The organism is Gynurincola endophyticus (genome assembly GCF_003991195.1).
In the GTDB taxonomy this organism is placed as follows: Bacteria; Bacteroidota; Bacteroidia; order Chitinophagales; family Chitinophagaceae; genus Gynurincola; species Gynurincola endophyticus.
In genome coordinates, this window is record NZ_RCWL01000005.1 from 140,990 (window position 1) to 163,548 (window position 22,559).

Below are 22,559 nucleotides of genomic sequence, written 5' to 3' on the forward strand. Positions count from 1 at the left end.
AATACTGAAGAGCGGGCCCCGAAAGCCTGTATCTACATAAATATTTGTAAATTTGCACACGCATTAAAGTGAATGTATTCTTACATTCACTTTTTTGTTCCAGATAATTGAACACCAAAACATCAAAATATTTCTTTCATGTTTGAAAGTTTGTCGGAAAGGCTCGAATCCGCCTTTAAGCAGATTAAAGGAGAAGGCCGTATTACGGAGTTAAACATTGCTGCTACTGTTAAAGACATTCGCCGTGCGTTGGTTGATGCCGATGTTAACTACAAGATTGCTAAGGAATTTACGGATAAAATCAAAGACGAAGCGCTGGGGCAAAAGGTAATTACTGCCGTTAGCCCGGGCCAGTTAATGGTAAAAATCGTTAAGGATGAGCTCGTTGAGCTGATGGGCGGAACAGAAAGTAGTTTCGAAACCAAAGGTACTCCTGCCGTGGTATTAATCGCCGGGCTACAAGGTTCGGGTAAAACTACTTTTTCCGGGAAACTGGCTAATTACTTAAATACCAGGAAGAATCTGAAACCGCTTTTAGTAGCAGCGGATATTTATCGTCCTGCTGCAATTGATCAGTTAAAGGTGTTGGGTGAACAAATTGGTGTGGAGGTATACAGTGAACCAGAGAACAAAAACGCAGTAGACATTGCTAATAAGGCAGTTGCCTATGCAAAAGCGAATAATAAGAACATTGTTATTATAGATACAGCAGGTCGTTTGGCGGTAGATGAAGTCATGATGACCGAAGTAGCGAATGTAAAAAATGCCGTAAATCCGACTGAAATCCTGTTTGTAGTTGACTCTATGACGGGGCAGGATGCGGTTAACACTGCAAAAGCTTTTAACGATCGCCTGAACTTTACAGGGGTAGTTTTAACCAAATTGGATGGTGATACCCGTGGTGGTGCGGCTCTGTCTATCAAATACACTGTAAATAAGCCGATTAAGTTTGTTTCGAGTGGTGAAAAAATGGATACGCTGGATGTTTTTTATCCTGAACGTATGGCGCAGCGTATTCTGGGGATGGGGGATATTACAACCCTTGTTGAAAAAGCCCAGGCTCAGTTTGATGCGGAAGAAGCAAAAAAACTTGAGAAGAAAATCCGTAAGAATCAGTTTGATTTTGAAGACTTTAAACAACAACTTGAGCAGATCAAAAAAATGGGGAATATTAAAGACCTGTTGGGAATGATTCCTGGTGTTGGTAAAGCCATTAAGGATATTGATATCAGTGATGATTCTTTCAAGGGAATTGAAGCCATTATTAACTCAATGACTCCTTTTGAAAGGGCTAATCCTGATGTAATTGACCAGAAAAGAAGAACCAGGATCGCAAAAGGTTCAGGAAAAGATATTGCTGAAGTGAATGCTTTTATGAAGCAATTTGAGCAGATGAAGCAAATGATGAAAATGATGAATAAAATGCCAATGGGAAGAATGCCCGGATTAGGCAAACGATAAATCTTTTCTAAAGTTGATTATTGTTTTTTTGGTAAATTAATCTGATTTACTAAATTTGAAAATATTAGGAGGATGGCTACAATAACCATCCTTCTAAAGTTGTAACCCTATTTGTTCACGCATTTAAATTTCTATTTAAAATGCCAGTTAAAATCAGACTTCAACGTCACGGGTCTAAAAAAAGACCTTTCTACTTTATTGTAGTAGCAGATGCTCGTTCTCCAAGAGACGGTAAATTCATTCAGAAATTAGGTACTTACAATCCTCTAACAGTTCCAGCGACTATTCAATTAGATCGTCAGAAAGCTTTAGATTGGTTGCACAAAGGTGCTCAGCCAACTGACACAGTGCGTAAGATCCTTTCTTTCAAAGGTGTATTATACTTAAAGCATTTATTGCGTGGCGTAAAACTAGGATTATTTGACGAAACTGCTGCCATGGAGAAATTCCAAGCTTGGCACTCAGAGCATGAAACTCAGATCAAAAAGAAACAAGAAGAACATGCCAGAGACAGAAGAGTTCGTCGCGCTCCAATCAGAAACGGTGGTGGCGAATAGTCCAACGCTTGTATAGCAAAAAAGATTAAAGAGATTATCCGTGAGGATAATCTCTTTTTTTATACCATTAAGGATAAGGATTGTCACAGAAACAAGATGTGTTTTCACCTACATTTTTTTCAAACCCGGAGTCTTAAGACTCCGGAGGATATAATTTATACGAATTTGAGACCGGATCAGATGATGCTTCCTAAATAAACTTTTATATTTCCTTCTTCATAATTTCACTATAATGAGCTGAAAGTTTCTGTTTCTCAATGTCTTAAATATTCGATTTGTCATTTTCCCCATCATTGCTATGAATTCTTACTATTATATACTCATATTTTTATTACTTCGATTTTATGTCGGCTATTTTTTTAATTTTACACAGTTATGAGTCAATATAATAGCATTGGTAAATTAGTGGCCACTTTTGGTGTAAAAGGAGAAGTAATTTTATCTCATCGTCTGGGAGCAGAAACTGATCTGCAAGGACTGGAAACTTTCTTTATAGAAAACAAAAAAGATGAGATGTTACCTTATTTTGTGGAATATACACGCGCTAAAAATGAGGAGGAGGTATATATAAAAATAGAAGGTATTGAGTCGAAAGAAGTAGCAGGTAAATTACTTCAGAAAACGGTATGGTTGAGCGAAGAAGATTTTCGTCAGTACGCAGACGCTACCTCACCCATCTCATTCTTAGGCTATCATATTATTGATCAGGACGTTGATCTGGGTGAAATATTAGAGATTATTGAACAACCCCACCAGGTATTGTGCCGGATCGATCTTGAAGGAAATGAAGCGCTGATTCCACTGCATCAGGATACTTTATTGGAAATAGATCAGGACGAAAAGAGAATTTACGTTGAACTACCCGACGGTTTACTGGATATTTATCGCTAAAATCTTTTGTTTGCTAGCCCATCCTCCAACTTACTAAACTATGGCAGCAACAACACCACAGCGAATAATCGCACATTTTGACCTGGACGCATTTTTTGTGTCTGTAGAACGGCTGTTTAATCCGGCTTATATCGGTGTGCCGCTAATTGTAGGAGGTAAAGAAAGAGGTGTAGTGTCTACCTGTAGCTATGAAGCACGTCAATATGGAGTACACTCTGCAATGCCCATTCAACAGGCAAAAAGACTTTGCCCCAATGGTATCTTTATAGGTGGTAACAGAGCTGCTTACAGCCATTATTCACGTATGGTAACGCAGATTATTGCAGATAAAGCCCCGCTGTTTGAAAAAGCTTCTATCGATGAGTTCTATATAGACCTAACCGGTATGGAAAGGTTTTTTGATCCTTTTCAATGGACAATCGACCTGCGTCAGCAAATTATCAATGAAACCAAACTGCCCATCAGTTTTGGAATGTCTACTAATAAAATGGTAGCAAAAATCGCTACCGATGCAGCTAAACCAAATGGGTATTTACAAGTGCCATTCGGAATGGAAAAAGAATTTCTTGCTCCATTGGCCGTCGGAAAAATTCCCGGAGTAGGTAAAAACACACAACAAACACTGGAATCTATCGGAATAAAAACTATTCGCCAGATAGCCGAAACCCCTGTTGCTTTGCTGGAAAAGGTAATCGGCAAATATGGTGTTGAATTATGGCACAAGGCACACGGAAAACATGAAGGCATTGTAGCTCCTTATCACGAAGCAAAATCGATTTCAACCGAAAGAACTTTTGAAGAAAATGTGCTGGACCTCGATCGACTCATGGCTGAGCTCGTAACAATGACTGAACGGGTAGGCTATGAATTGCGCCAGGAAGATAAAATGGCCGGTTGCATCGCTGTTAAAATCCGCTACCCGAATTTTGATACAAATTCCAGACAAATAGCTGTACCTTACACTTGCTACGACGATGAAATAATTCCTATAGCAAAAGAATTGTTTCATCAACTCTATAAAAAAAATCAACCCGTACGCCTGCTGGGAATCAGATTGAGTGAACTCACTAATCATGCTCAACAAACTAACTTGTTCTACAATACCGAGAAAAAAACAGATCTCTATAAAGCGATCGATGACTTAAAAAATAAGTTCGGAAAACTGGCTGTAAAACGAGGAGGAGGTAAAAATTAACCCAAAAGTTAAAAAAAAGCCTAAATCAACCGGAAAAGATAAAATAGTCTACTAAAATTGTAGGGAATTGTTATATTTGACATCTAAATCTTTCAAGAACAAAATAAACTTACCATTATGAGTTTACGTTTAGGCGATATTGCTCCCAATTTTAAAGCAAAAACCACCATTGGTGAAATTGATTTTTATGAATTTTTAGGAGATAGCTGGGGGATATTATTTTCTCACCCGGCCGACTACACCCCTGTTTGTACAACAGAATTGGGCAAAACTGCATTATTGCAAGAGGAATTTGCCAAACGTAATGTGAAAGTATTAGCAGTGAGTGTTGATCAGTTAGAACATCATCACGGATGGGTGAAAGACATTAACGAAACACAAAATTGTACAGTCGGATTTCCGATTATTGCTGACGAAGATCGTAACGTGGCCACTTTGTACGATATGATTCATCCAAATGCATCTGTAACAGCTACTGTGAGATCATTATTTGTGATCGGGCCAGATAAAAAGGTAAAACTTACTATTACTTATCCCGCATCAACCGGAAGAAACTTCTATGAAGTATTACGTGTAGTAGATTCTTTACAGTTAACTGCTGATTATAGTGTGGCTACGCCGGCAGACTGGAAACACGGTGAAAAAGTAATCGTAGTACCTGCAGTTTCTACGGAGGAAGCAGAAAAAAAGTTTCCCAAGGGTTTAGAAATCGTTAAACCCTACCTGAGATATACACCTCAGCCGAATATTGATTAAGAATTGTCTTCATCATAAATTGGTACTCAAAAACCTCTTTGTAAATTTTACAAAGAGGTTTTTTTATAGAGGAAGGTGTTCACCGCTGCCTCTATACCCTATTTTAACGTTGCAGGTTTTACCGCTAATGCTTATCTTAAAGCAAACTAATTTTTATGCGACTGATTGCTTTATTACTGATTTGCATTGCACCTGTTGTAGTGTTTTCGCAACGAACTGTTATTCATTGCGGTAAATTAATTGACGTAGAAAAAGGAACTGTTTTAAATAAACAGACAATCGTTGTAGACGGAACTAAAATTGTTTCTGTTGAAAACGGTTTTACAAAACCTCTTTCAACCGATAAACTCATTGATTTAAGTGATAAAACCGTTATGCCCGGATTAATGGATAGCCATGTGCATTTAGAGAGTGAAACTTCGCCTAACAATTATTCTCAACGATTTACCCGTAACGTTGCTGATATTGCTTTTACTTCGACTATCTATGCCCGTGAAACACTGAAAGCTGGTTTTACCAGTGTAAGAGATCTTGGAGGTAATGGTGTAAATACTTCATTGAGAGATGCTATTAACAGTAAAGTAATCGTAGGGCCTCGTGTATATAGTGCCGGAAAATCAATTGCAACCACCGGAGGACACGCAGATCCTACCAACGGAGTAAGAAAAGATCTGATGGGTGACCCGGGGCCGGAAGCAGGTGTAATTAACGGAATAAGTGATGCACGTAAAGCTGTTCGTCAAAGATATAAAGAAGGTGTGGATGTTATTAAAATTACGGCATCTGGTGGCGTATTGTCTGTGGCAAAAAGTGGTGAAAACCCTCAGTTTATGGAGGATGAATTAGAGGAAATTATTAAAACAGCCAATGATTATGGCTTGAAAGTAGCTGCCCATTGCCATGGTACCGAAGCTATGCTAAGAGCAGTAAGAGCAGGCGTACATTCTATTGAACACGGCACTTATATGACTCCTGAAGTAATGGATCTGATGAAGCAAAAAGGTACTTATTATGTTCCTACTATTACTGCAGGTAAGTCAGTTGCAGACTCCTCTAAAATTCCTAACTATTATCCTCCCCTTGTTCAGCCGAAAGCTGCTACCATCGGCCCGAAAATTCAATCAACTTTTGCGGCTGCTTATAAAGCTGGTGTTAAAATTGCTTTCGGTACGGATGCCGGCGTGTATAAACACGGCAAAAACTGGTTAGAGTTTGTATACATGGTAGAAGCCGGAATGCCGGCAATGGAAGCCATTCAATCTGCTACCATAGAGGCGGCAAAACTGATTGGTAACTGGGAAGAGCTGGGAAGTATTAAAACCGGAAAAATTGCTGACATTATTGCCGTAGATGGTGATCCGATAAAAGATATTCAGTCAATGGGAAAAGTGAAGTTTGTAATGAAAGCCGGAGTGCAGTATTTTTAATGATGATCAATTGAATACATATAACGTGTATGTATATTTGTTTTAATGATTTTTTTTCTGTATCTTATTAGTATAGGGTGTTGTATTTTTAACGTGAATACAACCATGCACAAATTAAGTTGTTCAGCAGATTTCGCAGAAAGCATCATTTAATCTATATGACCACTTATGCGCGTACATCAGCGAAGAAATTTCTCCTGTCAAACGAAGGAGAGTAGTAACAAGCCGAAGGCTGAAGAATATTGATGACAGATTTAATATAATTATAAAAAATAAGTCCGGTATTACCGGACTTATTTTCTCATCTGTTGTAAACAGGCGCGTATATCTTTTGGCGCTTCTGCTATTATTTCGATTTGCTGTGATTGAAAAGTAAATACGATTCTTTCTGCATGTAAGGCCAATCTGCTCAAAATAGGCCGCTCATTTTCCTCATGCTTGGAAAGCTTATAATTACGCTTGAAAGCAGATACAAATAATGGATTACCGTCCCCATACACTTCATCGCATACCAATGGATGGCCGAGGTATTTCATATGCACACGGATCTGGTGGGTTCTACCTGTATGAATCTGAAATTCCATAAAGGTATATTTACCGAATCTTTCTTTTACCGTGTAATCAGTATGTGAATGTTTTCCTTTTCTCATCACCGTCATAACACCCTTTTTGGTAGGGTGTTCGTCGAGATATACTTCTATAGATCCTTGTTCATTTAATACGTCACCTAATACTAATCCTGTATAATATTTTTCAACAGTTCTGTCTAAGAATAATTTAGAAAGTTCTTTGTGCGTAGCTTCATCTTTTGCGAACAGAATCACACCGCTGGTGTCTCTGTCAAGCCGATGAATTACAAAGATTTGCTGATATTTTTCCAACAGGTATTGCTTTAATGAAAGTTCCTTTCCTTCACGGTCGGGAATACTGAGCATACCTGCAGGTTTATTGATTGCAATAAGATAATCGTTTTCAAATAATACTTCCGGTTGTTGCTTAGCCACGGGTCGATTTGTTTTTTGAATAAGACTTGTTCAGGAATTTTAATAATCTGACTTCTTTTTCATTTAAGAAACGCCATTTACCACGATCTACGTTTTTCTTTGTAAGATCTGCGTACATTACGCGGTCAAGGTTTCTGACGTCGTATCCAAGGTGTTCAAAAATTCTTCTTACAATTCTGTTTTTACCACTGTGGATTTCGATACCAATAACAGATTTGTCTTTCGGATCAGGATATCCCAAAGCATCCGGAGCAATAAATCCATCTTCAAGGGTTACCCCACCGATCAGTTTATCAAAGTCTGCTTTTGTAAGCGCTTTGTCTAATCGCACCTCATAAATTTTCTTTACCTCATAACTTGGGTGAGAAAGTTTTTGAGATAATTCGCCGTCGTTGGTTAATAAAAGTACACCTGTTGTATTTCTGTCTAGGCGACCAATCGGATAAATTCTTTCAGTTGTAGCATTTTTAACAATGTCTAATACTGTTTTTCTACCTTGAGGATCATCGGTAGTAGTAATATAATCTTTAGGTTTATTCAATAAAATGTAAACCAGATTTTTTCTGGCCATCAGTTTTTTACCGTTGAACTTTATTTCGTCTTTTTCTGTTACTTTAAAGCCCGGCTCTAATATCACTTCTCCGTTTACCTGTACCTTACCTTCTTTTACAATATCAGCAGCATCTCTGCGTGAACTGACACCGGCATGTGCTAAGAATTTATTTAAAGGAATTGGTTCGTTAATTGGTTTTGCTTTAAAATTAGGCGCTTCAATAAGAGAGTCTTTGCTTCTTGACTCATATTCTTTACCTCTCACTTCTCTTTTACGGTCATCATAAGTCTTGCCGAAGCGTTTGTCTTCTTTCTTATAACTATCTCTTGTATTAGAGCGCTCTTTGCCTTTACCGAATGAGCGTTCTGTTTTTTCGCCTCTGAATGGACGTGCAGTATCCTGACGGTCTGATCTTTCTTTTTTGAAAGCATCGTCTCTGTTATTATCCTTAAAAGAAGAACGTGAAGTATTTCCTTTTTTGTTATACGGGCGTGTTTCTTTATCGGTTTTGTAGGGGCGCTCTGCGCGATTCTGGTCGTCTTTTTTATAAGGACGTCCGGTTTTCTTTTTTCCGAAAGAAGGTCTTTCGTCAGCATTCTCGCGGAATTGTGCTGATTTTTTTGATTCGAAAACTTTTTTAGGAGCGGCAGGATCTTGCGCTTTCAGTCCGGCTCTTTCTCTTTTCTTTTGTTCGAAGAATGCATTTTTTTCTTCGCGGGCCTGCTTTTTCTCCTGGCGGATTTTCTCTTTTAATTTAGCGCCGGTTTCTTTTTTGTGTACAAAACGATCGAAACCGCCTTTTTTTGAACTCATAAATAAAATTTTGCTGTTTTTCAACAGTAGTGATATAATTAAATAGTTGTCAGATCCTTATTCGCCAATTGTCCGCAAGCTGCATCAATGTCTTTTCCGCGGCTTCTTCTTAAACGGGCGTTTACTTTATTTTTTTCTAAATAAGCCATGAACTGGTCAACTACAGGCTCTAAAGGTTTTTTGAAGGTAGCCATTTCAATCGGGTTGTATTCGATGATATTCACCAAATCGGCTGGTACTTGTCTGTAAACCTTGATAAGGTCGTCGGCATCTGCCAAACTTTCGTTGAAGTTCTGGAATAAAATATATTCTAAAGTGATTTCACTTTTCGTTTGTTTATAGAAATAATTTAGTGCACTGATCAACTCTTTCAGGTTATTGCTTTCGTTGATTGGCATGATTTCATTTCTTTTCTGGTCGTTAGCAGCATGTAATGATAAGGCTAATTTGAATTTTACTTTATCATCACCAAGTTGACGGATCATTTTGGCTACTCCGGCAGTAGAAACAGTGATCCTGCGGGGTGACATTCCCAAACCGTCGGGAGAGGTGATCTTCTCAATGGCCTTCATCATGTTTTTATAGTTGAGTAACGGTTCACCCATTCCCATAAAAACAATGTTGGTCAGCTTTTGCTGGTAAGTTTCTTCGCTTTGACGGTTAATTAATACCACTTCGTCGTAAATCTCATCATGGTTGAGGTTTCTTTTTCTTGCCATATAGCCGGTTGCACAAAACTTACAGCTTAATGAACAACCAATCTGTGAAGAAACACAGGCTGTTTTTCTTTCGTCTGTAGGTATTAAAACACCTTCAACTAAATGACCTTCAACTGTTTGGAAACGAGATTTAATGGTGCCGTCATTGGAATGCTGGGTGGTGTTTACAGCAAGAGCAGGTAAGGTGAATTTTTCACTTAACTGAGCTCTCAGCTCCTTGCCCAGATTGGTCATTTCATCAAAACTATGGGCATGTTTTTTCCAAAGCCATTCATATACCTGCCTGGCTCTGAACTTTTTCTCTCCCATTTCAGCGAAAAGTTCCTCTAGCTCGCTGAGCGCTAAATGTCTGATATTCGGCTTCACCATCCTGCAAAGATATTTGGATATTTATGGATTTACAGTTTCTTTTTCTCAAGAATGGTATATTGCACCATAATTTAACAAATTAACTATCAACTTAGCGATTGTTGCCATGGAAAAAGCTTACGTAATAGATGCATTAAGAACCCCGATAGGAAAGTATGGTGGTAAATTGAGCGGAGTGCGTCCTGATGATTTATTAGCACATGTGATACTGCATTTGATGAAAAGAAATTCTTCTGTAAACCCGCAACTCATTGAAGATGTGATTGCTGGCGCTGCTAATCAGGCCGGAGAAGATAACCGTAATGTTGCCAGAATGGCTGCTTTGCTGGCCGGATTGCCTGTAACTGTAGGTGGAAATACTGTTAACAGGCTTTGTGCTTCAGGTTTACAAGCAATTATGGATGCTTCACGCGCCATTATGTGTGGCGAAGGTGATTTTTATATCGCCGGTGGAGTAGAGAGTATGACCCGTGCGCCATTTGTGATGCCAAAGGCTTCAGGTGCCTGGAGCCGTCAACCGGAAATTCATGATACTACCATGGGTTGGAGGTTTATCAACCCTAAGTTATCAGCCTTATATCCACCCTATACGATGGGAGAAACAGCGGAGAACGTTGCTGCTAAATGGAATATTACCCGCGAAGCGCAGGACCAGTTTGCTGTTAACACACAAGAAAAATATCAGGCAGCTTTTAAGGCCGGAAAGTTCAATGATGAAATTGTTCCTTTTGAACTGATGAATGAAAAGAAGGAAAAAGTGCTGTTTTCTGAAGATGAGCATCCGCGTTTAAGTGCTCTCGAAAAATTAGCTCAGTTAAAGCCTGCTTTTAAAATAAATGGTACGGTAACAGCGGGTAACAGTTCAGGTATTAATGATGGCGCCGCAGCGGTGTTACTGGCAAGCGGTAAAGCCGTGGAACAATACGGATTAAAACCTTTGGGTAAAATTATATCAATGGCAATTGCGGGAGTTGATCCTGCCATTATGGGAATCGGTCCTGTGCCGGCTACTCAGAAAGCTTTGCAGCGCGCAGGTTTAACTGTGAACGATATTGGATTGTTTGAATTGAATGAAGCATTTGCCAGTCAGAGTATAGCCTGTATCCAGGATCTGGGTATTGATGAAAAGAAAGTAAACGTAAATGGTGGTGCCATCGCTTTAGGACATCCGTTAGGGGCGTCCGGAGCCAGAATATCAGCTACTTTATTACACGAAATGAAACGCAGAGGAGTAAAGTACGGAGTAGCAACCATGTGTATAGGGGTAGGTCAGGGCGCTGCGATTGTTTATGAGAATACTTATGTATAGTTGAAAATTGAAAGTTGAAAACAGCTACACAGTTATTGAAATCCGATTATTTTAGATTCACTAAAAGACACTGGTACTGCATTTTACATTTTCAATTATCAGTTTTATATAATAAAAGCTAACCCGCCGGTTAGCTTTTATTTATAAATTTATTGGTAAACTACAAAAATAGCTGAACATCATTTAGAGTCATTTTGACTCTGTCCTTTTTAGTTTTAACATGTTGTTTATTGTATTTTCAAACATGTTTTTGATGAAATTGTCAGTTCCGGCCATTTTAGTAATGATATCTGCTTTAAGATATTTTTTCTCCCATTTCCAGGTAATAAAGTAAGACTCATAAAGGTCGAGCATTTCTTTCGCTTCCGGGGGCATGCTTTCGGTTCCCTCAAGATCAGATAGACTCTCAAAGAAGCTTTTTATATTAACATACATAACACCGGCATTATTTTTTTCGGGAGTTGGTATTTTACCGGTTGGTGTGATTGATTGGATAGTTCTGAAAACTGAAATATCAAATAGTTGATCACTCAGTATTGCAATGGATTCTTCTGTAACTACGGTATCCTCTGTTTGTTTAAATATCTCTTTTAATTTATCCTTTTCTTTAATATCCACTTTAATGGACATATACATTGTTTGAACAGAGTCAGGTTGATTGCTGTTCTGTTTCGCATACATGCTCATGGAATACTGTTCTCCGGTAAGCTTAGCAATATCGGCAAAAGAAACATTAAACATCTGAAATAACTGATCAAAAAGTATCTCAGAGTTTGTTTGTTTAATAATTTCATTGATAAAGTCAAGCTGCAAATTGCTTATTATATAAAAAAATGTATTCTGTTCTGATTGAAGAAAAGAAGTGTTGATATTATTTTTATAATGAGTGTTGAAAATCTTCGTGAGTTCTTTATTCGGAGCAAAAAAGGTGTGCATCTTCAAAACATTACTGTCTATAGAAGAGTGTCCGAAAAAATAACTGTCATTGATCAAGTCATATCCTTTAAGCGTAGATACAAAAGGAGCCACCTGTTGAATTAGTTCTGAAATGTTTATATAATAAGTAGCGTCACTATTTGTTGGAATATTATTATCGTAGATTTTTGATAAATCCAGATGATCTGCTTTTTTCATATTGAAATAAAGGTCAGCATATTCTATCGTTTTTTCGGGTGACAAAAATACGTTACCCAGCAATTCTGGTTGAAGCTGTGCCTGATACCCAAAATCAATAGAAAAAGGAATTAATACCCAATCTTTATTCCAGAAAATCAGATTGTCTTTGTGGTTAATATAACTGTAACCAGATTTTTGTTCTGGTTTATTTCCTGTTGAGAATATCTTATTAGTTTTAAAAACTTCTATATCGCTGATGGGTAAAACTATAGCCATCAGGTATTGCCCTTTATATTTATGCCCAAAAAAAATTCCGTTAGAGAAAGTATCAATACCGGTATATTCAAAGTTCAGATATTCAAAATCCGGATAATATTCAAGAAATTCTTTGTAGATAAGAGATGTTCTGATTTCGTTCCATTGATATTTATCAAGGGTTGATTTAATAGAGTAGGTTGCTCCGATAACTGAACCCTTCGGAATCGGAGGATGAACTATTTTGTTTTGTTTACAGCCTACGGCCACAATTGCCAGTAAAAAAAGAAGATATCTCATATTACAAGGTTTAGGGTGTTTCTGCAGCAAGATAAAAAAAATATAGCCGTTGATCAACGGCTATATTCATATAAAACTTTTTTTAATGTTCTGTGATTGGCTAGTAAAATTGCAATAAAGATGAGTACTGTACTACTGATTGTCCACAAACTGATAAAATGACTTAAATCGTGACTGATCAAAGGAATGGTTTTTACAAATATGAATTGAAAAATAACAGTAGCAATTCCTGCAAATATTACTACTAATACAAAAGCCGGTAAGAATGCTTTATCTAATTTCTGTACCATCCAAGCGGGGCTGTAACCGATCGTTGTTAATAATTTAAGTGAATCCTGATTTTTGGCTAACATCCATTGCAGGTAGAACCTGAATAACATGATCGATAATAGTAATGTAAAAATTCCAATAGCTCCGATACTTCCTAATACACCATTCAGTATTTGCTTCACTTTTCCGAATTGTACTTTATCATTTTGGATGCTGTAACCCTTTTTTTCAAGGAAGCTTACAAAATCTATATTATTCAGATCGTTTACTTCCAGATATACACGTGAAGTCATTAGCTGGTCAGTAGTGGTAAATGTTTGATTAGCCCAGTTAAGGAATGATTCAGGAACCAATACGGAGTTAATGCGATCGGTTGTTCCTACAATTCTGGCGTTGAATACCTGCGATCTGCCCAAGGCGTCATAACAGATAACATTCAGCGGAATATTAAATAAAGTTTCTTTTGAAAATTGCGGTAAGCCATAACTCGGAGCAAACACATTGAAAAGCTCTAAAAAAGTATTTGAAATAATGAGCGGTAATTCCGCATCTCCTTCCTGCCATTTGAAGGTAGGGGGAGTGGTACCCAGAAACTTTGCATCGAGCGATTCAATAAAGAAATCTGTTCTGAAACCCAGACGACCGGCAGCACTCAGTTGTACCCTGAATTGGTTGGCTACCAGTGGTGCGGCAGATATGATAAAAGGCTGAGCTTCTAATTCGGTAATATCTTTTTGCAGAAAACTGTTGGCTTCTACATTGCCCATAGTATTATTCGAGATAATCTTTGAGATAGAGATAAATTCGTTTCCTTCTGCATCAGGTTTTTGTTCTCCTAAAATTACCTGTAGATTAATATAAAACTGAAGAGAAATCAATACTAAACTCACCCCCACCCATAAGCCGAAATAGCTTAACCATTTAGAAGACTTATTGGTATTGGCAATCAGTAATTTCTGTATATATTTAAAAGAAGGTTTCGACATGATAGCTGATTATAGATGATAAATAACGTCTGGCTGAAACGCATGATTCTTGTTAAGATCTGCTAAAATGAGTGCTGCGTTTCTGGCTTTAACCTGCTCACGAATAAGGTCCAGCGCTAAAAGCGAGTTGTTTTCATCTAAATGACTGAAAGGTTCATCGAGTAATAAAAAATCAAAGGGTTTGCTGAGTGCACGAACGATGGCGATTCTTTGCTGCTCACCGTAAGAGCAATATCTAGCCAATTGATTCCATTTGCTGATTACACCCAGTCTGTTCAGTAATTCCTTAATTTGCTCTATTGATAAAAAGGGAGTGATGTTGTTTTGTAGCAGCAGGTTGTCTTCGATGGTTAGTTGAGGAAATAAACGAAGGTCCTGAAAAACTACACTGAGCTTTGATTGTCTGATGAGCGCTAATTCGTCTACCCCGGCATCAGTGATTGTTTGTTGACCGATAAGAATCTTTCCTTTATAATCATGCCGCATTCCATAAAGAAAGTGAATCAGAGAAGTTTTACCGCTTCCGGAAGGGGCAACGATTTCTACCTGTTGGTTTTTCTGAAAGTGAACGGCCTGATTCCAGATTTCAGAATTTCGAACTTTATTTTCGTCGAAGTAAGTTGGAATTAATGATTGAATCTGTAGCATAGTTGAAAAAAAGGTTCGAATACTATTCGAACCTTTTACTATTTTAATAATTAAAAATTACTGTTGTTCAACTGGAGGTGGTGGCGGAGGCAACATTTCATCGTTTGCTTCGTTGATCGCTCCTAATTCATCTAGTAAATTAATTAATGACTTGACACTGTTTTCATTCGCATTCATTAAGTCAAGCTGAAGGTGACCTACGATTTCACCGCCTTCAAATTCGCTGATCAGATAAGCACCTTTTAATACTTTTCTGAAAGCTGCAAGTCCTTGTTTATCGTTTTCTTCTACGAATGTTTTATCGAGTTGAGTAAATAATTTCTGGAAATCGATAAAGAAACCACCACTCGTATTTTTGATTTTTTGAGCGTACTCATTTAATGAACCTTTCGAACCGGTTAAAATCTGATTTGCCAGATTGCTGCTGGTAGCAACTACGAACAATTTATCATCAGATGCAAATAATGAATCGGTTGTATTAGCTCCCTGGGCTTGTAAAGTATTTAATACTTTTTTGAAATAATCTTTATTTCTGATTTCAAATCCGAATGCGCCTACCGGCTCGCTTTTTACAGATGTTGTGCTTTCTACATAAGCATCTTTTTCGAAATCATAGTATTTAGATGGAACGCTGATGATTTCAGTAATACCACCGAAAATAGTGTTTCCGAAAGCTTCACTGATATTTTCAAGGCTAAGATTATCTTTTTGTAAGTAAGAGTTTACTAAACCATCTAATCCTGCTTCTTTGATAATATCAACGATTGCAGAAGGACTTAATTCAATCGCAAAACCGGCAATTACATCCGCACCGCCGAATTTTGTAAGCGGGTCGATGTTTACATTATTCTTGAAGTGTTTTTTAAAGATTTTCTTTAAAGAATCGTTCAGGAATGCTTTGGTTTTAGAAACGATTTTTCCATTTTCAAATGATAAGTTACCGATAGAATAGTTATCTTTTAAAAGATCACCGATTTTACTCATACCGATATACATCTGATAAGGAGCCATTGCGTAAGTAGTATTACCATAAGTCTGGATATCTCCGCCTAATGCCAATGCTTCTTTAAAGTGTTTTGAGTCGTTTACTAAATCTTTACCGCTGGCTTTAAAGTAAGTGTCGAGAAAAGAGATGGTGTTTGTTAAATTTAGTGCGGCAGGGTCGCCGTTTTCGTCGAACTGACCAAGTTTGGTGAAATCCATATCAATGGCCGTTCCCTGAATGGCAACTTTGTCGTTCCAGGCTACAAAATAATTTGATTTAGTAGCATATTTATACTCTTTGCCTTCGATAGGAGTACCGATCTGGGTAGCCACTACTTGTTCGAACTGATCTTTATTTGCGATAAAAGCACCTATAATAATAGAGTTAGCATTATTTTTAAAAACATTGAAGTAGGTAATGTTTTTATCTGTGTTAAGACCAGAGCTCGCAGGATCTTTGAATAACTGTAAAATACTACTGTCTTTAATTTCGCTGGAAATTTTTTTGAAAAGCTTGGTTTCAAAAAGATCACTGAGTGATGCTTTTTCAGATAAGGACGCAGTGTTAAAATTCACTACCTGAGCAGCTTCTTTTGGAATCGGAATAACGTCCGTTGCCGGGCTGCTACAGCTTGCGATCAGAACAACAGCTACGAGTAAGAATGAATAAACTTTTTTCATGTTTCAATTTATGTTAATAGTAGTAAGTGCTAATATAATATATGTCGACAAAAAAAGCCTGGTGTTACCAAGCTTTAAAAAAATATTTTTTCATCAATTTCTGAGTAATTAAATGTTTTTTGTTCGCCGGTTTGTAAATTCTTGACATTAAACGAACTATTCTGCAATTCATTGCTGCCCAACACTGCTATATACGGAATACTTTTCTTCTCAGCGTATTTGAATTGTTTGTCAAATTTAGCCGTTTCGTGGTAGATTTCAGCAGAAATACCCAATTTCCTTAGCTGTTGAACCAATTTATACGCCTGATTGCCTTCGGCAGTACCGAGGTTAAAGAATAGAATCTGAGTAGTGGTATTTAACGTATCAGGAAAAAGCTGTAATTCTTCCATTACATCATAAATACGGTCAATACCAAAAGATATTCCTACACCGGAAATTCCGTTCACCCCGAAAAGGCCCGTAAGGTTATCATAGCGGCCACCACCACCGATACTTCCCATTTTTACGGTTTCCGGTGCTTTTACTTCAAAGATTAATCCTGTATAATAATCTAATCCTCTGGCCAATGTAAAGTCAACTTGTAAAGGATTTTTATCTCCGGTGTTTAATCCGGCGCTGAAATGGTCTAAAACATATTGAATTTCGTCAATACCTTGTTGACCGATTGCTATATGAGATAAAAGGGCGCTTACCTGCGTCATCATTTCGGTGTTAGAGCCATTAATGTTCAGGTATTTTTCAATTACTCCGACCTGTTCGGTTGAAATGCCGCGTTGAGTCAATTCTTCCTTTACTTTTTCAATACCGATTTTGTCGAGTTTATCAATTGCTACGGTAATATCTACCATTTTATCGGCTCCTCCACAAAGTTCGGCCAGCGCAGAAAGGATTTTGCGGCTGTTGATTTTAATAATAAATCCGTTTAAACCGAGTTTGGTGAGTGCGTCATTATAAATATTTACTAATTCGGTTTCGAATAGCAAACTGTTACTTCCTACTACGTCAGCATCACACTGATAAAATTCGCGGTAGCGGCCTCTGGCAGGACGATCAGCACGCCATACGGGTTGAATCTGATAGCGCTTAAAAGGAAAAACCAGTTGGCCGTGATTCATTGCTACAAAACGGGCAAAAGGAATGGTAAGGTCGTAGCGAAGGGCTCTTTCGGTGAGCTCTTTCACGTTTTTACCTTCGAGTGCTTTTTCAAAAGCCTGTTGGGCTTCTTCATGTTTGGCCGGATTTTCTAATCCGTTATTCAAAATTTTGAAAATAAGTTTATTTCCTTCCTCACCGTATTTTCCCATCAGTGTATCCAGCTGTTCCATTGCCGGAGTTTCGAGGGGTTGAAAGCCATAACGCTCAAAAATTTCACGGATGGTATTGAAAATATAGTGACGTTTACGCACTACTGCCGGGGCAAAATCTCTTGTTCCTTGTGGTAAACCTGGTTTACTCATAAATCTGTTAATTATTTATTTGCGTATTTTTCTATGATTCGGTTACAGGCATTGTTGAGCATTTCATAAACTTCATGATAGCCGGGCTCTGTACCATACCAGGGATCTGGTACATCAAGGTCTTCGTTTGGATGTAACTCATTCATTATTAATGATATTTTTGAATGATGTTGCAAAAAGGCCGCTTTGGTGAGCCTTCTGATATCATCTAAAACATCTCCTGCCATTACATAAATAAGGTCATAGCTTTCTAAATCGGCCGCGGTAATTTTTCTGGATCGCTGGTGACTGATGTCGATTCCGTTCAACTTCGCTACCTTCTGCGAGAGTTTATGCGGGGCTTCACCATTGTGGTAGCCATTGGTACCGGCGCTATCTATTTTCCAGTTCAAACCTGCGGTATCGGCTTTAGATTGTAAAATACCTTCTGCAAGCGGACTTCTACAAATGTTTCCTAAACAGACCATTAGCACTTTCATGCTTGCAAAGATACGGTTATTGAAAAGCTTATAACATTTTCTTAATGAGTAATGCGTATGGAATTTGTAACTTTTAGCATCCTTTATAAGAAAGGTATTTGAAAAAATGCCGGCAGAGATTAAAAAGAATTAAAAAAAACAGGCTCTTTAACAATCTGATATTATCTATTGCCCTAAAAATTTGAATTAGCAAGGGTGTACTTGACGATTTTTGATGATATTTTGTTAACTTGCCCGAACCGAATTTTGAATGGAAATGAGTTTTAATCAACAAGATAAACGAGAAAAGGCTTATAAAATGCGCCGTTCTTTAGCGGATGCAGTGATGGGATTACTATATTCTGGCGTAGGAACCTATTTACTATTTGTAAAAGGAGAAGACGGAGAGTCTTTTTTGCCGGGAGAAATGCTGTATGTATTCGTTGGCATTTGCTATTTGTACGGTGCTTTTAGAATTTATCGTGCAATCAAGCAGAATTATTATATTGATAAAGATAGATAGGAAGAATATGAAACATTCGTTTTGGAAGCATATTTGTTATGCAATCATGGCCGTAACAATGTTGGTGAGCTGCGCAGGGGATACTGCTAATCAGCAGCCCAGGGAAAGCGCTACCAGAGGAACTATTAATATTAGTGTTGACGAGTCTTTTCAATTAGTAATTGAGCAGCAGATTTTTGCTTTTGAAGGCTTGTATCCCAACGCAAAAATTAATGTTACCTACAAGCCGGAAGCCGAATGTTTAAAAGATTTGAATAATGACAGTATCCGGATGGTAATTGTAACACGCGGTTTGAGTGATGATGAAGTGAAGCAATTCGAACAAAGAAAAAGATACAGACCTTCTTTCGGAATAGTCGCTTATGATGCTTTGGCAGTTATATTAAATAAAAAGTCTAAAGATACTTTGTTTAAAATGTCTGATATCAAAGCAATGTTAGAGAAGAAAAGTGAATACCCTTATAAAGTGGTGGTAGATGGAAAAGTGGCAACCTCTACCGTAAGGTATTTGCAGGATTCGGTATTAAAAAGTAAAGATCTCGGAACAAATATAGAAGGTGCGGAAAACTCTTTGGGTGTAATTGATTATGTTTCTAAAAATCAGGACGCGATAGGAATTCTGGGAGTAAGCTGGGTAGGAAATAAAGATGATTCTACTCAATTAAGTTTTTTAGAAAAAGTAAAAATTGCGAAATTAGAGTGTCGGAATTGTGAAGGTACTTATGTAGATCCTGTACAGTATAATATAGCTCACGTAAGATATCCTATGTTCAGGCCTTTATATTATATATTAAAGGAAAATTGGAACGGCCTGGGGCATGGATTTGCAAATTTCCTATCCTATGAAAAAGGTCAGAAGGTTTTTTACCGTTCTTACCTATTACCTGGAAAAATGAGTTTCACCGTAAGAACAGTGGAAATCTCTGAATAAAATAGCAACATTTCAAAATCAAAAATTAGAAATTGATAATGATGAAGAAGTCATTCAGTTTATTGGCAGTGGTTGTTCTTTCGGGCAACGTGCTTTTTGCTCAGAGTGTAGAGCAAGGAAAGAAAATGTTTTATTATGAGCGCTATACCAGCGCTAAAGAAAACTTTCAAAAAGTAGTGGAAGGTAATCCTGGCAATACTGAAGCAGTTTATTGGTTAGGACAAACTTTATTCAAGTTAAAAGACTCTGTTGGAGCACAGAAACTATATCAGGATGCTTTGGCGAAAAGCAGCTCAGATCCTTTATTATTAGTTGCTGCAGGACACAGCGACCTGAAGTTCGGTAAAACAGCCGAAGCTCGTCAGAAATTCGAAACAGCTATTACCGCTTCAAAAGGAAGATCGGTTGATATTTATAACGCAATCGGCAGAGCAAACGTTGACTCTAAACTGGGCGATGCTGATTATGCTATCGACAAATTGAAAGCGGCTACCCTGATTAAAAAGTTCAACGATCCTGAAACGTATGTTTTAATGGGCGATGCATACCGTAAAAAAACAGACGGTGGACATGCCATTACCAGCTATAGCCAGGCTTTGGCGATCGATGGCAGCTACGCTGCTGCTAAATACAAAGAAGGTAAATTATATCAGACTCAGGGTGAAACAAGTGCTGACTTATATGTACCTGCCTTTGAATCTGCCATCAGCAAAGATGCAGGTTTCAAACCAGCCTATTATGAATTATTCTACCACTGGTATTCAAGAGATTTAAATAAAGCTTCTGAATATTTCGCTAAATATGAGCAAAATGCAGACAGAGACGCTAATCTGGAGTATACCAAATTAGATCTTGCTTATGTAAAAGGTGAGTATGCTGCTGCAAAACAAAAAGCACTGGAATTAACGCAGTCTATGGGCGACAAAGTGAGTCCGAGAATGTACCGTATGGCAGCTTTCGCTTCTGACACATTAGGTCAGCCGGAAGATGCTAAAAAATACATCGAAACTTTCTTTGCTGAAGCAAACGAAGATGCCCCGGCACTGCCTACAGACTATTTATTGTTAGCTAAAACCGATTTGAAATTAGGCGATACTGCAGCGGTTTTAGAAGCAATTAAAAGAGGTGATGCATTAGATGCTGACAAAAACGATAAAATTAAATTCCTGAATGAAGCTTCTGCGTTTACGGCAAAAAATAGCCTGAAAGCTGCGAAAGCGTATGTTCAGGGTATGATCTACCGTGCAAAAGAAACACCGAGCAACAGAGATTTATACGATTACGGATATGCTTATTATCAGGCAGGTATGTATGATTCTTCTTATGCTATTTTCAATACTTATATTGAGAAATATCCAACAGAATCATTCGGTTATTTATGGTCAGCATACAGCGCCAACGCATTAGATGATGATGAAATGTCAAAAGGGTTAGCTTACCCGGCGTGGAACCTGTTTGTTACAAAAATGGAAGAATTGAATCAGGTGAATGCTGTAAAAGACGCTTACATCCGTGCTAACTTTATCTTGGCACAATATGAAGTAAATGTCAGCAAAGAGTATCAAAAAGCACTCGACCACTTTAACAAAGTACTGGCTGTAGATTCAGCAAATGAAAATGCGGTTAAATTTAAAGAGGTGGTGGAGAATATTATTAAAAATCAAAAAGGCAAATAAGCTGTATTTCGATTTTAATATAAAAAAATTCCCGATTTAGGAAATTAAAAATCCCGATCGATTTTGTCGATCGGGATTTTTATTTTATTGATTTTCACCAATTATCTTGAAATTTGTCTTAGTAAACCTTATTTTTGTTAGAAACTAAGCGAGTTATGAATATATACTTGTTACAAGCACAACATGCAGACAGTGCTTATTGGTATTTTCCAATCGCTTTGCAGTTTTTGTTTGCCATTGGATTTGTAGTTATCACCATAGCTGCGACCCATTTACTGGGCCCCTCAAGAAAAACCGCTGATAAATTAGCCAATTTTACCAGTGGGATTGAGTCTCATGGTGATGCCCGCCAACCCATGGCCATCAAATACTTCTTAGTGGCAATTTTATTCGTACTATTTGATGTTGAAGTAATTTTCTTCTATCCTTATGCAGTGAACTTCAGAGAGCTCGGATGGCAAGGTTTTGCCGCAGTAATGATGTTCGTAGGGTTTTTCCTGTGTGGGTTTATTTATGTGTGGAAGAAAGGAGCATTGAATTGGGAAGACTAATAACCTGTTATTTACGTTATTAGGAACAATATTGATCCATATCGAAACAATTAAGTTTATGGCACGTCCGGTACAACATAATATTTATGGGCAAACTTCGGTAAAACTCGTTCACGAAAGTCCTGACGGGTATACCGGAGAAGGTTTTTTCGCTACCTCACTTTCTCAAGTAGTGGGTTTGGCGCGTAAAAATTCTCTATGGCCCTTACCGTTCGCAACTTCCTGTTGTGGAATTGAATTCATGGCAACAATGGGCTCTAACTACGATTTGGCTCGTTTTGGTGCTGAGCGTGTAGGGTTTTCACCACGCCAATGTGATCTTTTGATGGTGATGGGTACTATCGCTAAAAAAATGGCTCCCGTTGTTCGTCAGGTGTATTTACAAATGGCAGAACCGAGATGGGTAATTGCAATGGGTGCATGCGCCAGCAGTGGTGGAATATTCGATACTTATAGCGTTCTGCAGGGAATCGATCAGATTATTCCTGTAGATGTATATATTCCGGGCTGTCCGCCAAGGCCGGAAGCTGTAATTGATGGCGTAATGAGAATACAGGACCTGGTAGGCAAGGAAGATATCCGCCGCAGAAATAGTCCTCAGTATAAAGCTTTATTAGAAAGTTACGGCATTCAATAATAATCTTTACGATTGAAATAACAAAGCAC

The 22,559-nt window shown here is 37.9% G+C and carries 21 protein-coding genes; 12 read left to right on the forward strand and 9 right to left on the reverse strand.

The features are described from left to right. Positions 1 to 138 precede the first annotated feature (138 nt). From ffh to D9O48_RS11145, 6 genes are all read left to right on the forward strand, one after another. Positions 139 to 1,461 (forward strand): signal recognition particle protein, encoded by a 1,323-nt coding sequence (gene ffh / locus D9O48_RS11120; RefSeq protein ID WP_126973052.1) that lies wholly within the window; start codon positions 139 to 141, stop codon positions 1,459 to 1,461. A gap of 140 nt (positions 1,462 to 1,601) precedes the next feature. Further along, entirely contained in the window at positions 1,602 to 2,018 is a 417-nt protein-coding gene (gene rpsP, locus D9O48_RS19100) for a 30S ribosomal protein S16 (protein WP_126973053.1), read from the forward strand. 375 nt (positions 2,019 to 2,393) lie between these two features. Further along, entirely contained in the window at positions 2,394 to 2,909 is a 516-nt protein-coding gene (gene rimM / locus D9O48_RS11130) for a ribosome maturation factor RimM (RefSeq protein WP_126973054.1), read from the forward strand. Positions 2,910 to 2,949: 40 nt separating this feature from the next. After that, positions 2,950 to 4,104, forward strand: a complete 1,155-nt coding sequence (gene dinB, locus D9O48_RS11135; RefSeq protein WP_126973055.1) for a DNA polymerase IV — start codon at positions 2,950 to 2,952, stop codon at positions 4,102 to 4,104. A 117-nt stretch (positions 4,105 to 4,221) separates the two neighbouring features. Next, positions 4,222 to 4,860, forward strand: coding sequence for a peroxiredoxin (locus D9O48_RS11140; protein ID WP_126973056.1), 639 nt, complete (start codon positions 4,222 to 4,224; stop codon positions 4,858 to 4,860). A 155-nt stretch (positions 4,861 to 5,015) separates the two neighbouring features. Then, positions 5,016 to 6,287, forward strand: coding sequence for a metal-dependent hydrolase family protein (locus D9O48_RS11145; RefSeq protein WP_126973057.1), 1,272 nt, complete (start codon positions 5,016 to 5,018; stop codon positions 6,285 to 6,287). Positions 6,288 to 6,580: 293 nt separating this feature from the next. Here the strand turns inward: D9O48_RS11145 and D9O48_RS11150 are convergent, their stop codons facing one another. The 3 genes from D9O48_RS11150 to rlmN are packed head-to-tail and all read right to left on the reverse strand — an operon-like array spanning position 6,581 to position 9,745. Then, positions 6,581 to 7,291: an RluA family pseudouridine synthase gene (locus D9O48_RS11150; protein ID WP_126973058.1), complete on the reverse strand. Its 711-nt coding sequence runs from the start codon at positions 7,289 to 7,291 to the stop codon at positions 6,581 to 6,583. Further along, positions 7,284 to 8,657: a pseudouridine synthase gene (locus D9O48_RS11155; RefSeq protein ID WP_126973059.1), complete on the reverse strand. Its 1,374-nt coding sequence runs from the start codon at positions 8,655 to 8,657 to the stop codon at positions 7,284 to 7,286. Before D9O48_RS11155 ends, D9O48_RS11150 begins: the two co-directional genes overlap by 8 nt. A 38-nt stretch (positions 8,658 to 8,695) precedes the next feature. Further along, positions 8,696 to 9,745: a 23S rRNA (adenine(2503)-C(2))-methyltransferase RlmN gene (gene rlmN / locus D9O48_RS11160; protein WP_126973060.1), complete on the reverse strand. Its 1,050-nt coding sequence runs from the start codon at positions 9,743 to 9,745 to the stop codon at positions 8,696 to 8,698. A gap of 106 nt (positions 9,746 to 9,851) precedes the next feature. Here rlmN and D9O48_RS11165 point away from each other — a divergent pair, with 106 nt between their 5' ends. After that, complete coding sequence (locus D9O48_RS11165) at positions 9,852 to 11,054, forward strand: thiolase family protein (RefSeq protein WP_126973061.1); 1,203 nt, start codon at positions 9,852 to 9,854, stop codon at positions 11,052 to 11,054. A gap of 189 nt (positions 11,055 to 11,243) precedes the next feature. Here the strand turns inward: D9O48_RS11165 and D9O48_RS11170 are convergent, their stop codons facing one another. The 6 genes from D9O48_RS11170 to D9O48_RS11195 all read right to left on the reverse strand — a co-directional run bounded on the left by D9O48_RS11170 (position 11,244) and on the right by D9O48_RS11195 (position 18,233). Further along, complete coding sequence (locus tag D9O48_RS11170) at positions 11,244 to 12,725, reverse strand: hypothetical protein (protein WP_126973062.1); 1,482 nt, start codon at positions 12,723 to 12,725, stop codon at positions 11,244 to 11,246. A 53-nt stretch (positions 12,726 to 12,778) separates the two neighbouring features. Further along, on the reverse strand, positions 12,779 to 13,981 hold the full coding sequence (locus D9O48_RS11175; protein ID WP_126973063.1) for a hypothetical protein: 1,203 nt from the start codon (positions 13,979 to 13,981) through the stop codon (positions 12,779 to 12,781). 9 nt (positions 13,982 to 13,990) lie between these two features. After that, complete coding sequence (locus D9O48_RS11180; RefSeq protein WP_126973064.1) at positions 13,991 to 14,629, reverse strand: ATP-binding cassette domain-containing protein; 639 nt, start codon at positions 14,627 to 14,629, stop codon at positions 13,991 to 13,993. Positions 14,630 to 14,686: 57 nt separating this feature from the next. Beyond that, positions 14,687 to 16,294 (reverse strand): DUF4836 family protein, encoded by a 1,608-nt coding sequence (locus tag D9O48_RS11185; RefSeq protein ID WP_126973065.1) that lies wholly within the window; start codon positions 16,292 to 16,294, stop codon positions 14,687 to 14,689. Positions 16,295 to 16,368: 74 nt separating this feature from the next. Then, positions 16,369 to 17,754: a histidine--tRNA ligase gene (gene hisS / locus D9O48_RS11190; RefSeq protein ID WP_126973066.1), complete on the reverse strand. Its 1,386-nt coding sequence runs from the start codon at positions 17,752 to 17,754 to the stop codon at positions 16,369 to 16,371. An 11-nt stretch (positions 17,755 to 17,765) separates the two neighbouring features. Then, positions 17,766 to 18,233 (reverse strand): low molecular weight protein-tyrosine-phosphatase, encoded by a 468-nt coding sequence (locus tag D9O48_RS11195; protein ID WP_233589236.1) that lies wholly within the window; start codon positions 18,231 to 18,233, stop codon positions 17,766 to 17,768. 298 nt (positions 18,234 to 18,531) lie between these two features. On the opposite strand from D9O48_RS11195, the gene D9O48_RS18745 reads away from it, so the two are divergent. From D9O48_RS18745 to D9O48_RS11215, 5 genes are all read left to right on the forward strand, one after another. Beyond that, positions 18,532 to 18,735 (forward strand): hypothetical protein, encoded by a 204-nt coding sequence (locus D9O48_RS18745; RefSeq protein WP_158624871.1) that lies wholly within the window; start codon positions 18,532 to 18,534, stop codon positions 18,733 to 18,735. A 7-nt stretch (positions 18,736 to 18,742) separates the two neighbouring features. After that, entirely contained in the window at positions 18,743 to 19,666 is a 924-nt protein-coding gene (locus D9O48_RS11200; RefSeq protein WP_158624872.1) for a PstS family phosphate ABC transporter substrate-binding protein, read from the forward strand. Between the two features lie 41 nt (positions 19,667 to 19,707). Next, a complete protein-coding gene (locus tag D9O48_RS11205) occupies positions 19,708 to 21,342 on the forward strand; it encodes a tetratricopeptide repeat protein (protein ID WP_148114544.1) in 1,635 nt (544 codons plus the stop codon). 155 nt (positions 21,343 to 21,497) lie between these two features. Next, the gene (locus D9O48_RS11210) at positions 21,498 to 21,893 is read left to right on the forward strand and encodes an NADH-quinone oxidoreductase subunit A (RefSeq protein ID WP_126973069.1); all 396 of its coding nucleotides are present in this window, start codon (positions 21,498 to 21,500) and stop codon (positions 21,891 to 21,893) included. A gap of 58 nt (positions 21,894 to 21,951) precedes the next feature. Further along, the gene (locus D9O48_RS11215; RefSeq protein ID WP_126973070.1) at positions 21,952 to 22,530 is read left to right on the forward strand and encodes an NADH-quinone oxidoreductase subunit B; all 579 of its coding nucleotides are present in this window, start codon (positions 21,952 to 21,954) and stop codon (positions 22,528 to 22,530) included. Positions 22,531 to 22,559 lie beyond the last annotated feature (29 nt).